The organism is Anabaena sp. FACHB-1237 (assembly GCF_014696225.1).
Lineage (GTDB): Bacteria > Cyanobacteriota > Cyanobacteriia > Cyanobacteriales > Nostocaceae > FACHB-1237.
Window position 1 is genome coordinate 1 of record NZ_JACJPV010000037.1, and the last position, 13,462, is coordinate 13,462.

Here is a 13,462-nt window from a genome sequence, read left to right on the forward strand (position 1 = left end):
CTGAGTCTTTCCATTGCTAGTCTTAGCTTGTATCTAAGTCGTTTGAATTTGTGTCCAATACTTAGATCATGTTTTGATTTAAGTTTATCAAGATGTGAGCAAAGTTTGGCTATTTTGCTGAAATCTCTGACTTCTCTAATCAGTGGAGGATCTGACTCGATACTTATGCAACTGACACATTGATACATTGTCTCAGACATCAGTAATTTGTTTATTTGCAGTCTAGGACACGCTACAATTATTAAATTGTCCACTAGGAAATATCTCCATGAGCAATTTTGTCCATCAGTATACCATGACTATATCACACCGATAACATCTAGGAAACCGTAGATACTAATACCCAGTAAAAGCCAGGGGATAATTTTGGTCAGATTTTGATAAATAGAAGTAGGTTCATAATGGTTATTAATTAACTCATTAGTATTAATTGATTCTCTAATTAAAATAGAAGTGGATGAACCAATTACAAAACTCAATCCCAAGATTAAATAAGGTTCATCTGGTAATATACTAGATATGATTAATAGAGCGATCGCTAATGTTAACATAACTAGTTCAATAAATCTTGGTGGATTATATTGACTAGATAGAACTAATGTGTTAACCCAAAAATTCCATAATCTCATAGTTTAGAATTGATAGTTGGTTAAATATTTGAGGGTTTAGCATTGCTAAACCCCTACCTGTGGAGTGCAGAATCTATCTTACTCCAACTTTAACACCAGTGCCATTTTTCTGAGCAGAATCATCTTCTAATTCCACACCAAAAACCCGTGCAAAAGCCTTTTCTACTTTATAACCTGAATCTATGGATTCTAGGGGATCTTTCCGTAAGCGATGACGTAAACACAGGGTAATGACACGACGAATATCATCTAAAGTTACCTCTGTACGTTGTTCAAAGGCAGTAATAGCTTTAGCAGCACGGTTAGTTACAATATCACCGCGTAAACCATCCACATTTAACTCAGAACAAACCTCTGAAATTTTTACCCGCAGGTCATAATCTAAATTAACTTGAGGTAATAAAGTTTGTGCATTGACAATGCGTTGCTGTAATGCTTCCTGTTCAGTTTTATGTTTTTCCAAATATCCAACCGGGTTTTGGTCAAATTCTGCGCGTTCTTCCACAATTTGCACTCGTAACGCAGGTTCTTTAACGGTGCGTATTTCTGCGTGCATTCCAAAACGGTCCAGTAATTGGGGACGCAATTCTCCTTCTTCGGGGTTTCCTGAACCAACCAACACAAACCGCGCTGGATGTCGAATGGAAATACCTTCTCTTTCTACAGTGTTCCAACCACTAGCAGCAGAGTCCAGAAGTACATCCACTAAATGATCATCTAATAAGTTGACTTCATCAACGTAGAGAATACCTCTGTTAGCTTTAGCCAGTAATCCAGGTTCAAATGCTTTGACACCTTCAGATAATGCCTTTTCAATGTCAATAGTACCACAAACGCGGTCTTCTGTTGCACCCAATGGTAAATCTACCATTTGCACTTTTTTGGTGCTTACAGGTAATTCTATTCCTTGAGCTACTTGTTGACGGACTTCATCACTCATTAAATCTGGATCGTTAGGATCACTACTGAAGGGGTCATTAGCTACAATAGGAATTTCTGGCAGTAAATCAGCTAAAGCGCGAATGGTGGTAGACTTGCCGGTGCCGCGATCGCCCATGATCATCACACCACCAATTTTAGGGTCTATCACATTTAACAACAATGCCAATTTCATTTCTTCTTGGCCGACAATAGCTGTAAAGGGAAAAACCGCACGACGCGCACTTGCCATAGCTTGAGCAGTTGAAGTCACTAAATTACCTTAATAATATTTTTATTACGATTCTTTATTGTGCCATAGCTGGAGGTGATTGGTGATGGCTAATTAGTAATGAATGATGGGTATTTGATTATACCAGAAATTGTTTACTTATGGGCTTGACAAAAAAAATCCTAAATTTGTGAAACCTTGAAGAGACAGGCAAAAAAAGATTTAATCTTGATATTCTTCTTTAAAGCCAAATTCAGCAATGAAAATTAATTCTTCTATGTTTTCTCCAATAGACTTAATAGAGCTGTGGGATAATTAATGTACAGACGTTCTATAAAAAGTCTCTACAAGGTCTTATTAACTTGACAATAGTATATTAATGCTGCACTTACTCAAACTGTTTCACTCAAACCATCCTACTGAAAACTAAAATACTGCTATAATTTTTTTGCAGAAACAACTTTACAAAAATTAAAAATTTATGAGTAATCCCCTGGTGCAAGCGTTTTTTGTAGGTAGAGCAGCAGCAGAAGTAATTAATGAGCGCTTACAAGTTGCTCTAACTGACGCTTTGAGTGAATTAGGCAAATTTGACTCCGAAGCTAAAGAAAAACTACATCAGTTTACTGAAGAAGTAATAGCAAGAGCTAATAAAGCTGCTGAAGCTGCTGAAACTGGCATAAATGTAGGCAACAGTTCATCAGGAAGCAATTCAGTAGATTTACAAACAGAAATTGACGAATTACGAGCAGAAATAGCACTATTGCGAACAGAATTACAAAAGTATCGCAATACGGCAAAATAAGAGTAAGGGGTGATTGGTGATTGGTGATTGGTAATTAATATCAAGTCAAAAATCCCACACTCGGATCTCAAAATTTTGACAACTTTGAGAATTTTGACAGATGAATTCGTGAAGTACCGACGGTATAATAGACAATATGGAACAAGGATATTCAGATACAGCATACCGTTGGAATCGGGAAAACTACTCTAGTAAGCGTCGTTTTGTAGATATTTGGTCTTTCGTGTTATCGCTAATGTTTAGAATTTGGCGTTATAACAAAGCTTGGACCTATTCTGGTGGCGTGATCACTGAACAAAAACAAAGCGCTCGCCGCAAAGCACAAGCTATCTGGATTAGAAACACTTTCTTGGATTTAGGTCCGACCTTTATTAAAGTAGGACAACTATTTTCTACTCGTGCGGATATTTTTCCCAGCGAGTATGTAGAAGAATTATCTAAATTGCAGGATCGTGTACCAGCTTTTAGCTATGAACAAGTAGAAACAATTATAGAACAGGAATTAGGTAAAACTATTCCCCAACTCTTCCGCAGTTTTGAACCTATACCTCTGGCTGCTGCTAGTTTAGGTCAAGTTCATAAGGCTGTACTGCATTCTGGCGAATCTGTGGTTGTCAAAGTACAACGCCCTGGCTTAAAGAAGCTATTTGAAATTGACTTAAAAATACTTAAAGGTATCGCCCGCTATTTCCAAAATCATCCAAAATGGGGACGCGGCCGAGATTGGATGGGTATTTATGAAGAATGTTGTCGCATTCTCTGGGAAGAAATAGACTATATCAATGAAGGGCGCAATGCGGACGCTTTTCGCCGCAATTTCCGCAATTTTGACTGGGTGCGGGTACCACGAGTTTATTGGCGCTATGGAACTTCTAGGGTGATTACTTTAGAATATGTTCCAGGTATTAAGGTTAGTCAGTATGAAGCCCTAGAAGCAGCAGGAGTAGATAGAAAAGCGATCGCTCGCTATGGCGCACAAGCATACTTACACCAACTTCTAAATAACGGTTTCTTCCACGCCGATCCCCACCCTGGTAATCTGGCAGTAAGTCCCGATGGAGCATTGATTTTCTATGACTTCGGGATGATGGGAACAATAAAATCCAATGTCCGTGAAGGACTGATGGAAACACTATTTGGTATTGCCCAAAAAGACGGCGACCGTGTGGTACAATCACTGATTAATTTAGGCGCGATCGCTCCCGTAGAAGACATCAGTCCAGTACGCCGTTCAGTCCAGTATATGCTGGATAACTTCATGGATAAGCCATTTGAAAATCAATCAGTGGCCGCTATTAGTGAAGATTTATATGAAATAGCTTATGATCAACCCTTTAGATTTCCCGCAACTTTTACCTTTGTTATGCGCGCTTTTTCTACTTTAGAAGGTGTAGGTAAAGGCTTAGATCCAGAATTCAACTTTATGGAAGTTGCCCAACCTTATGCAATGCAGCTTATGGCAGAAAATAACGGTATAGAGGGGAATAGTTTCTTGAATGAATTAAGTCGTCAAGCTGTGCAAGTTAGCAGCACAGCATTAGGTCTACCCCGTAGGCTGGAAGATACCTTAGATAAAATTGAACGTGGAGACATTCGTCTGCGAGTCCGTTCTGTAGAAACTGAGCGTTTACTTCGCCGACAAACTAATATTCAACTGGGAATGAGTTATGCTCTTATAATTAGCGGTTTTACCATAGCAGCCACGATCCTCCTGGTTAACGAATACCTCTGGTTAGCCATTTTCCTCGGCTTAATCGCAGCAACAGTATCATTTATACTGATTCGTCTACTTTTACGCCTTGACCGTTATGATCAAAAGTATTAATTGTTTTGTCAAAAATTCCATCTATGAAACTCACCTTTACCGGTTTAACTGACCGGGGAATTATTCGTTCTAATAATCAAGATTCTTACCATTGTGACTCAAACAACCGATTTTTTATCGTCGCTGATGGTATGGGAGGCCACGCAGGAGGAGAAGAAGCTAGTCGCATAGCTACCCAGGAAATTAATTCCTATTTATCTACACATTGGCAATCTCCCCAAACAACACCACAATTGTTAGAAGATGCTCTCTTGATGGCCAATGAAGCTATTTTAGCTGACCAACAAGCAAATCCCCAACGCTCTGATATGGGTACTACAGTGGTAGTTGTGGCTATCCGTGATAACTCTGCCTTTTGCGCTCATATTGGCGACTCCCGCATCTACCGCCTACGCTACAAAGAAATAGAACAACTCACAGAAGATCATACCTGGGTCGCTAAAGCTATTAAAATGGGTGATATCTCTGCTGAAGAGGCTAGAATACATCCCTTCCGTCACGTCCTCTCTCAGTGTTTAGGTAGAGAAGATTTACATCAATATGATATTAGTCCTATAGATATCCAAGCAGGCGATCGCCTATTATTATGTAGCGATGGACTTACAGAAGAACTTATAGACACACAAATTTCTGAATACATACAAAATTCACCTTCCCTAGAAACCGCCGCTCAATCTTTAGTGGAAGGAGCTAAGAAAGCAGGTGGCCATGATAATATTACCGTTGTTCTTATCTGTGTAGAATAGGTGACAGGTGACGGGTTACAAGTGATAGGTGACAGGGATCAGGGAGAAAATTCTTTATTCTCACTCCTTGATCTCCTGACTAATTAATATTTTGTTCAATTTGAGCATTTTTTCTATAACTAACTTGATACAAATATTTGTAATCTCCTGAAAGTGATAACTGCAAGTGAAATTTTCTATATCCATTAGTTAGTTGACATCTTGCACTTAATCCTGTATGGCGAATATAATTCAACACTAACTAGATCACCCTTGATCTTCCTAAATAAACAACTTACTCATATAAACCCCTAGTCATAGAAACCTATCCCATAACCCTTGCTTTAGCAAAACACCTAAAACACATCTAAATTTGTTTTAGTGAAGTTAGAACATCAACCATCCCAGTTCTGCCTACACGCTGCTATAGCACATTTCACATATTTCCCAAGCCAGCATACTATTTAGTCAAAAAATCAAAACAAAAGCTAGGCATTTTGTCAAACATTTGTTATATTTCTTAATATCAGGTAACAAATGTTCACAAAAACAAAGCCACAAACCATTTTTGAGGCTAACGCTAGTAAATCAAAGCATCAATTCTGAATTTAACAGTAATATATCTTGGAGTTGATTATGAATCAGCCAATAGAATTGTCGTTAGAACAACAATTCAGCATCCGTTCATTTGCTACACAAGTAAAAGATATGAGCCATGAACAAGCTCAAGACTTTTTAGTAAAATTGTATGAACAGATGGTAGTTCGTGAAGCAACCTATCAAGAACTACTTAAACATCAGTGGGGACTAGATTCGGGTTCTACTATGGCATAAGTGATCTATAATTAAACGCCTGTAATTAGGCTATAAATTAAGTAATTTGAAGCGCATCCAGACTTTTAATTAATACTTGTGGAAATATCACAATTACTACCCCGTCCTATATAGGACGAGGAGTATCAATTAAAAGTCTCTTAGCTAAACCTATGCCACACTTACAAACTTTGCAAATACTTAGTTAATGCTTCATTCACTAACTCAGTCATCGGCCTTCCTTCTTTTTCCGCAGTTTCTTTTAATTGTAAATACATCTCGTCCCCTAAACTAACACGATGCCGAGATTTACCACTACTGGTAGGTTCTCCAGGCCGATAATTAGCGATAAATTCCCGAATAGCATCAAAACCTACACGATGACAAAAATCTCCAAACCTTTCTTTTGGTGTTTTCAACTTTTTGAAGAAAATAAATATTGGTTCTAGAAAACTTTCTATTTCACTATCAGGTAATTTATCCGTAAAAGGTTGTGCTAATCTCGTTTGATTAGGACATCCTCCTAACCATACTTGATACGCTTCAGGCGCACTACCTACAAATCCTAATTCTGCCATATAAGGACGAGCGCAACCATTTGGACATCCGGTCATCCTAATAACAAAATGCTCCTTTTGTAAGCCTAATCTGTCTAAAAGTTTCCGAATCCTGTCTATAATTCCTGGTATGGCACGTTCTGATTCAGTAATGGCTAAACCGCAGGTAGGTAAAGCTGGACAAGCCATAGAATAACGCGTTAAATTCTCTATCTTGCTAGGATCTGCAATTACTCCGCAGCGATCTAAAATTTCCTGAATACCACTTTTATCTTCTGGGTTGATTTCACAGAATAATAAGTTCTGATTGGGTGTTAATCTGATGGGTAAGTTGTATGTAGTGACTATTTCTTTTAAGGCGGTTTTTAGTTGTAATGAACCTTCATTTTTTACCCGCCCATTTTGAATAGAAATACCCAAGAATAATTTACCATCTCCTTGTTCTTGCCATCCCAGAAAATCGTAATATTTAAACCTAATTAGTTCTCTTGACGCTTGAATAGGTTTACCAAAATATTCTTCTACTTTACTGCGGAATTTGTCCACTCCCCAATCAGCTATTAAATATTTTAATCTCGCGTGTCTTCTGTCACTGCGATCGCCATAATCTCTTTGAGTCGCTACTATCGCCTTTACTAGATCATAAACATCTTCTTTAGCTACAAAACCAATCGGCTCTGCTACTCTGGCAAAGGTTTCTTCCTTATTATGAGTTCTTCCTAAACCCCCACCTGCAAAAATGTTAAACCCTGCCAAATTTTTCGTTTTTGTCAGCACTACCACTAATGATAAATCTTGGGAATACAAATCAACGGAATTATCACCACCCACTGTTACACAAATTTTGAATTTGCGCGGCATATAATGCATTCCATAAATAGGTTCTATGGAATCTTGGATAATACTACCATTAATATTTTTTTGTCTTGCCGCCTTGACGTCGGGATGTTCTTCCCCACTTACAGCTTTTTCTCCATCTAACCAAATTTCATAATATGCGCCAGTTTGCGGTGTCAGTAAATCAGCAATATTTTGGGCATATTCCCAGGCATACTGGTATTCTGGACGGTTTTTGAAGGGTGCAGGAGGAGCCATCACATTACGATTAATGTCACCACAAGCACCTAGTGTTGAACCTAAGTTGTTCACTATGGTAGCGATCGCTGTCTTTAAGTTCTTTTTCAAAATACCATGCAATTGAAACCCTTGTCTAGTCGTAGCTCTTATTGTACCATTACCATACTCATCAGCTAGTTTGTCCAAGGCTAAATATAACTGTGGTGCGATAAAACCACCAGGGTTTCTCGTTCGCAGCATCATTTGATAATCTTTTTCCTGACCTTTGACTCGGTTATCACGGTTATCCTGTTGATAAGAACCATGAAACTTGAGAATTTGTACCGCATCTTCACTAAAATGACTGGTATCTTGAAGAATTTCCGTAGCCACAGGTTCACGCAAAAAATTACTGTTTTCTTTCAAACCTTCCACTTTGGAAGGTTTACGGGTTATGGATGAAGACACAGAGTTAACCATTAGTAGATACTTTTGGGCAATAAGTTAGTCACCGAACTATCATTATATATCAGGTCATGGATCATAGTTATCAGGAGTCACTCAGTCAGTAGGGGTTTAGCACCGCTAACACCCCTAAACCCCACACTCCACACTCAAGAGTCAGTAGTCATAACCATTACAACAGTTTTCCCAAAATTTTGCATCAGCACCTAACCTTAATTTAAAATTATCCTTCATCATACTTAAATGTGCTTAAAATGAGCGCGAAGATTTTTTTCACCCCTTGACACCATCGAAAAAATCTGTTATCATACTTTTGATGAGGAAGAACTATCTTAATCGCATAAGCTAAATTTGTTACAACACAAATTATAGTGATTAAATCATGAGCGATCGCCTCAACAGCAAATTAACCGAATTTTGTAGTAACCTAATTTACTAATTACAAGTCAACCGACTACTGACTCCTATCACTATCATTTTTTACCACAATTTCCCTAACTCTGTATATTGGTCTTCCTTGAGATTCATGGTAAGTTCGCATCAGTAATTCTGCTAACAGCCCAAAACAAAATAACTGTACACCAGTAACCAGCAATAACACTGCTAAAATCAGCAAAGGACGACTACCGATACTTTCATTTAATACTAACTTAATAAAAGTTAAGTATATACCTATTCCTGTTCCCGTCATCATCGAAAATAAACCTAACAGTCCAAAGACGTGCATAGGACGGGTAAGAAACTTCTTCATAAATAGAATAGTTAATAAATCCATTAACACCCGAAAAGTGCGAGAAATACCATATTTACTTTTACCAAAACGTCTAGCATGATGACGTACAGGTATTTCTGTGATTTTTGCTCCTTCTATATATGCTAAAGCTGGTAGAAAGCGATGTAATTCACCATAAAGGTTCATATCAGCTACTAATTCAGCACGATAAGCTTTTAAAGAACAACCATAGTCTCTGATATTTACACTAGTAGTACGCCGAATCAACCAATTAGCAATTTTTGAAGGTAATAAACGATTAACCGCCCCATCTTGACGATTTTGCCGCCAACCACTAACAAGATCATAACCCTCATTAAGTTTATTTAATAGCATCGGAATATCTACAGGATCATTTTGTAAATCAGCATCAAGAGTAACAACGGCTTTACCAGTAGCATAATTAAATCCTGCGGACATAGCTGCGGTTTGTCCATAATTACGACGTAAAATAATAGCTTTTAAATCCTCACGAATTGCTGCTTGTTGTTTAAGAAAACTCGCAGTATCATCAGTTGAACCATCATCCACACAAATAATTTCATAATTTAAATTAGTGTTTTGTAATGTGCAAGAAATGGCATCTAATAAATGTGGTAGACTTTCCACCTCATCTTTAATAGGAACTACTACAGATACATCTATAATTTGCTTTTGCTTTTCTGGGTTGTCTGTGGGAATATTGATCATATTTGTGATTTTGGGGAATATAAGCTCTGACTTGTTTAATTTGAATAAAGAATGTAAGCAAGGTGCTTGCACTACTTTAACTTCTGATTTGCTGATGTTATTGTAGGATCTTACCAGTTTTAATCACCTATATAGATTGATTTTTAGGCAACTTTTTTCCACATCTTTTACAGAATTGTGCATCTGCATCATGAAAAACTAAACCACATCCAGGACAAATAATTTCCACCTGATTTGCTGTTTTTACTAATCTCTTAATTAAATCACCCACTTGCCAGGGAATTAACGCAACTCCTGTTAAAATCATTAATACTGTTAATAATCTTCCCAACTCAGAAATAGGAATTACATCCCCAAATCCTACAGTAGTCATTGTCACAACCGAGAAATAAAAAGCATCCAAAAAAGTGGCAAAAATGAAGGGATTTACAGGATGTTCCACTTGATAAATTAAGCCAGAAAAAATGAAAATAATTGCAAATAATGTAAATAATGTCCGAGTTAAAGTTAACCCATCTTCCGTGGAAATACTTCCAAATAAAAACTTTTTGTCTAAAAATCTAATTAGTTTTAAAATCCTAAACCATCTTAATAAACGCAGAGAACTAATATCTACTAACCCTAAAAAGAAGGGTAAAATAGCAAGTAAATCAATGATTGAGTAAACACTAAATAGATATTTAATCTTATTTTCTGTACTCCAAAAACGCAAAATATATTCAACTGCAAAAATGATAATTATACAGGTATCTAATGATTTTAACTCTGTGCGAGATTCATCAGGAATATTATAGGTTTCAGCCACAAAAATTCCTGATGATACCAATACTAACAATGCCAACGTTAAGTTAATGATTTTACCGACAGGAGTTTCTAAGTCTGTTAGGTAAAATTCTATGTTTTTACGATTTAATAACATTTTTCCTAGTAAATAAAAAAATCCCACTGTAGAAACACGGGAATATCAACCATATTAAACTACCTTAAAATCTTAAACCTACACCACCTTGTAAAGATAAAGTTGTACCACCAGTATTTTTATAAGCATCAAAGAGAATTATGGTATTACCAAAAATGACAGTATCAACTTCTGGTTGTAAAGCAAAACTCATTTTACAGCACATTCCATATAGTTAAAAGATTAAATCAGTAGATCAGAAATGCAAGCAAGATGCTTGCACTACTGTAGTTCATCAATTATTAGAGTTTAGGGACAACGAGGATGAATAGCACCTTGAGTACAAATAAATGCTATTTGTTTTTCGTCGAGATTTTTAGCTTTAGTAAAATCTACTCCTTTGACTAAAGCATCTTGTGAACCAAGATTAGGAGTTTCTACAAATTGATCTGATGGGTTTTGTTTTGCAGCAGATAATAACGCTCCCTGAAAATCTGCTCCTGTAATATTAGTATTTCGCAAATCCGCACGACTCAAATCGGCATTTCTCAGGTTAGCATTTTCTAAATTACTGTTTCTTAAATTAGCACCTGTTAACCGTGTGGCACTCAAGTTAGCATTGCTGAGATTAGCATGGTCTAAATAGGCTTCAGATAAATCTGCTCCTTGCCAATCAGTTTTGCTGAGATTGGCATAGGATAATTGTGTACCTATGGCAGAAATTCGACTCAAATTAGCAGCATATAAATCTACTTCGACTAAGTTAGCATCACTAATATCTCCACCTGTAAGACTGGCATTTTCTAAAATAGCATTGCTCAGGTTTGCTCCTACTAATTGGCTGCTACTCAAGTTCGCAAAATACAGCCGAGTAGATGATAAATTCGCCTTGTTCAGTGTGGCACGACTTAAATTACTGCGGTTCATTACTATTCGACTTAAGTTAGCATTATTTAAGTTTGCTTTCCGTAAATCTGTATTGCTCAAGTCTGCTGTAATATCATCGTAGGTATCCCAACGTCTATCTTCTCCTGGACTGCGAAAACGAGTATTTTCAAAGTTAATTTCTTGTAGATTTGCACCTTTAAAAATCACTCCTGATAAATCCAGATTTTTCAATGTCAGATTAGATAAGTTATTGTCTGTATTGGTACTATTATCTGATTTCTGTAAACCCATTTGGATGTAACTTAAATCCACATTCTCAAGCTTACCACTGTCAATGGAGAGAATTTTTCTCATGACTTGTTGGGTCAAAATTAGCTGATTTTGTCTAAACTGTGTATTCGGTGTTTGCCCCATAGATTGTAATTCACTAGCTAAAAACTGATTCATCCGTTTTAATTCGGGAATAGCTTTTAATCCAGTATTTGTTAATGCCTGTTGAATGGTATCCAGGGTTTTCAAGTCAGTTTCTTTGACCAGTTCATTTACTAGTGCTTTAATACTTTGACGATCATTTAATGCTCCTAATGCTAAAATTACTCTTTGACGATCTTCGTTACTAATATTGGCACTAGCATTTAATAATTTGCTAATTTCTAGAAATTTTTGCGTGTTAATTTGTTCTGTTCTTCTCGCACTTTCTTGGCTTTGAATGTAAATTTGTGTGCCTATTAAGGTTGTTAGTACTGCTAACATACTCGACAAACCCACAATAAACAAAACTATATTTGGATTAACAGGTTTTTTGATGCCAGTTGGTTTTTGTGTGGGAATAGATGCTTGAATCTCAGCATTTATTAACCCATTACTGGATATTTCTTCTGAAGTATTTACTGCTTTATTTCTCAAGTCAATTGTGTAAGTTCCTGCTATTTGATCATGTAATGATCGCCGATTTTTCTGGTTAGGCCAACCTATTGTTTCTGCTAAGATGATTATTAGCGTTAATGATGTTAATAGGGGAATATTAGGAAATATAAAACTATAACGCCATATTAAATAAGCTGTTGTTAACGGAATCGCCCAACGCCCTAATCCCTCTCTCAGTATAATCGCTCCACAACCAGGTGCTGCATTTTCACTGTTTACCACACGCACACCAAACCACCGCTTAGTAGTTGTACTACCATTTTTAGATAGTAAATAAAATTGCCAACAAGTTAATGATGTGGGCGCTAATAAGGCTAAAGTCCATAAAATGTTCGTTGGCCAGGCAACATTACGTGAACCATAATTAACCGGTAATGCTAAAGGACGTGCGATCGCTCTTTCAGCTAATACTACTACAGGATTTAGCGGTACTCGATTAATCTCTGTCCGGGAATTAATCATCATTCCCAGTCCCAATGGTACTAAACCACTAGTTATCAATAATGTCATTTCTACTGTCCACGCTGCTAACCTTCTCGTGGTTAATGGTAGCAATAGAGATTTTTTTGGCTTTTGGGAGCGGCTAGACTCATTACCGCTACTACTGCTGCTGATGCTGGGGTTAGTCATTGAATTTCCTTTAAATTTCTCTATGTGATAGGGGGAATTTAATTTGCAGTGTTTGATTTTTGATACTTGTTTATACTGATTTTTATCGGATTAAATGTAGCTATAAGTAATTAATGCCGATTTGGAGAATTACTGGCAATAAAAAACTTATATCCTAGATAGATTAATCCACCTAAAACTAACAGGGTAACTGTGGAAGCTACTAACTTGAACACTGCTTGTAATACCCAAATAGTCAATAACAACAATACACCTGTCGCAGCAATTTTTTTAATGGATGATAAACCATTAAACCATCTACGATAGTCTTCTATATATGACTTCCATTTGCTCAATCCAGGAATAACTTTACTTTGTTTAACCTTAGAATAGTCTATTTCCGGTGATTTGATCTCTTCTTCTAACTGTTGGAGACGACGCTGTATATCTTCATTGGGATCGGAGTTCATAACTTATACCTTTGAAAGTTCCTTTAAAAACTGTTTATAGCAGAGAATAGGTGAGAATGTTGATCATCTATATATTTTCTCTATTACTGATATTAACGTTAAATTTTATACTAATACAGAAAAAATTATGAGTTATTAAGAACTTACCAAGATTTTTCTTAACCTGGGTACTGATTTCAGGAT

The 13,462-nt window shown here is 36.7% G+C and carries 12 protein-coding genes; 4 read left to right on the forward strand and 8 right to left on the reverse strand.

The genetic code is table 11. The features are described from left to right. Positions 1 to 299: 299 nt before the first annotated feature. Together H6F32_RS15800 and bchI are read right to left on the reverse strand one after the other, a co-directional pair. Entirely contained in the window at positions 300 to 629 is a 330-nt protein-coding gene (locus tag H6F32_RS15800; protein ID WP_190370266.1) for a hypothetical protein, read from the reverse strand. A gap of 73 nt (positions 630 to 702) precedes the next feature. Then, positions 703 to 1,821 (reverse strand): magnesium chelatase ATPase subunit I, encoded by a 1,119-nt coding sequence (gene bchI, locus H6F32_RS15805; RefSeq protein ID WP_190370267.1) that lies wholly within the window; start codon positions 1,819 to 1,821, stop codon positions 703 to 705. A gap of 439 nt (positions 1,822 to 2,260) precedes the next feature. On the opposite strand from bchI, the gene H6F32_RS15810 reads away from it, so the two are divergent. The 4 genes from H6F32_RS15810 to H6F32_RS15825 all read left to right on the forward strand — a co-directional run bounded on the left by H6F32_RS15810 (position 2,261) and on the right by H6F32_RS15825 (position 5,968). Then, positions 2,261 to 2,584: a DUF6825 family protein gene (locus H6F32_RS15810; RefSeq protein WP_190370268.1), complete on the forward strand. Its 324-nt coding sequence runs from the start codon at positions 2,261 to 2,263 to the stop codon at positions 2,582 to 2,584. Between the two features lie 136 nt (positions 2,585 to 2,720). After that, entirely contained in the window at positions 2,721 to 4,409 is a 1,689-nt protein-coding gene (locus H6F32_RS15815; protein WP_190370269.1) for an AarF/ABC1/UbiB kinase family protein, read from the forward strand. A gap of 23 nt (positions 4,410 to 4,432) precedes the next feature. Then, positions 4,433 to 5,155 carry a Stp1/IreP family PP2C-type Ser/Thr phosphatase gene (locus H6F32_RS15820; protein ID WP_190370270.1) on the forward strand — a complete coding sequence of 241 codons (723 nt, stop codon included), beginning with the start codon at positions 4,433 to 4,435 and terminating at the stop codon, positions 5,153 to 5,155. Positions 5,156 to 5,770: 615 nt separating this feature from the next. Then, on the forward strand, positions 5,771 to 5,968 hold the full coding sequence (locus H6F32_RS15825; protein WP_190370271.1) for an NblA/ycf18 family protein: 198 nt from the start codon (positions 5,771 to 5,773) through the stop codon (positions 5,966 to 5,968). A gap of 161 nt (positions 5,969 to 6,129) precedes the next feature. Here the strand turns inward: H6F32_RS15825 and sir are convergent, their stop codons facing one another. From sir to H6F32_RS15850, 6 genes are all read right to left on the reverse strand, one after another. After that, on the reverse strand, positions 6,130 to 8,040 hold the full coding sequence (gene sir, locus H6F32_RS15830) for a sulfite reductase, ferredoxin dependent (protein WP_190370272.1): 1,911 nt from the start codon (positions 8,038 to 8,040) through the stop codon (positions 6,130 to 6,132). A gap of 439 nt (positions 8,041 to 8,479) precedes the next feature. Next, on the reverse strand, positions 8,480 to 9,487 hold the full coding sequence (locus tag H6F32_RS15835; protein WP_190370273.1) for a glycosyltransferase family 2 protein: 1,008 nt from the start codon (positions 9,485 to 9,487) through the stop codon (positions 8,480 to 8,482). A gap of 127 nt (positions 9,488 to 9,614) precedes the next feature. Further along, positions 9,615 to 10,406, reverse strand: a complete 792-nt coding sequence (locus H6F32_RS15840; RefSeq protein ID WP_190370274.1) for an ion transporter — start codon at positions 10,404 to 10,406, stop codon at positions 9,615 to 9,617. A gap of 64 nt (positions 10,407 to 10,470) precedes the next feature. Continuing rightward, positions 10,471 to 10,599, reverse strand: coding sequence for a hypothetical protein (locus H6F32_RS20955; protein ID WP_277875075.1), 129 nt, complete (start codon positions 10,597 to 10,599; stop codon positions 10,471 to 10,473). Positions 10,600 to 10,694: 95 nt separating this feature from the next. After that, positions 10,695 to 12,830: a pentapeptide repeat-containing protein gene (locus tag H6F32_RS15845; protein ID WP_190370275.1), complete on the reverse strand. Its 2,136-nt coding sequence runs from the start codon at positions 12,828 to 12,830 to the stop codon at positions 10,695 to 10,697. A 110-nt stretch (positions 12,831 to 12,940) separates the two neighbouring features. Continuing rightward, on the reverse strand, positions 12,941 to 13,279 hold the full coding sequence (locus H6F32_RS15850) for a hypothetical protein (protein ID WP_190370276.1): 339 nt from the start codon (positions 13,277 to 13,279) through the stop codon (positions 12,941 to 12,943). Positions 13,280 to 13,462: the final 183 nt, after the last annotated feature.

Bases quoted from the DNA above. Each gene is read 5' to 3' on its own strand.
- H6F32_RS15800 (WP_190370266.1), bottom strand. From the start codon at position 629: ATGAGATTATGGAATTTTTGGGTTAACACATTAGTTCTATCTAGTCAA.
- H6F32_RS15810 (WP_190370268.1), top strand. From the start codon at position 2,261: ATGAGTAATCCCCTGGTGCAAGCGTTTTTTGTAGGTAGAGCAGCAGCA.
- H6F32_RS15815 (WP_190370269.1), top strand. From the start codon at position 2,721: ATGGAACAAGGATATTCAGATACAGCATACCGTTGGAATCGGGAAAAC.
- H6F32_RS15820 (WP_190370270.1), top strand. From the start codon at position 4,433: ATGAAACTCACCTTTACCGGTTTAACTGACCGGGGAATTATTCGTTCT.
- H6F32_RS15825 (WP_190370271.1), top strand. From the start codon at position 5,771: ATGAATCAGCCAATAGAATTGTCGTTAGAACAACAATTCAGCATCCGT.
- sir (WP_190370272.1), bottom strand. From the start codon at position 8,040: ATGGTTAACTCTGTGTCTTCATCCATAACCCGTAAACCTTCCAAAGTG.
- H6F32_RS15835 (WP_190370273.1), bottom strand. From the start codon at position 9,487: ATGATCAATATTCCCACAGACAACCCAGAAAAGCAAAAGCAAATTATA.
- H6F32_RS15840 (WP_190370274.1), bottom strand. From the start codon at position 10,406: ATGTTATTAAATCGTAAAAACATAGAATTTTACCTAACAGACTTAGAA.
- H6F32_RS20955 (WP_277875075.1), bottom strand. From the start codon at position 10,599: ATGAGTTTTGCTTTACAACCAGAAGTTGATACTGTCATTTTTGGTAAT.
- H6F32_RS15845 (WP_190370275.1), bottom strand. From the start codon at position 12,830: ATGACTAACCCCAGCATCAGCAGCAGTAGTAGCGGTAATGAGTCTAGC.
- H6F32_RS15850 (WP_190370276.1), bottom strand. From the start codon at position 13,279: ATGAACTCCGATCCCAATGAAGATATACAGCGTCGTCTCCAACAGTTA.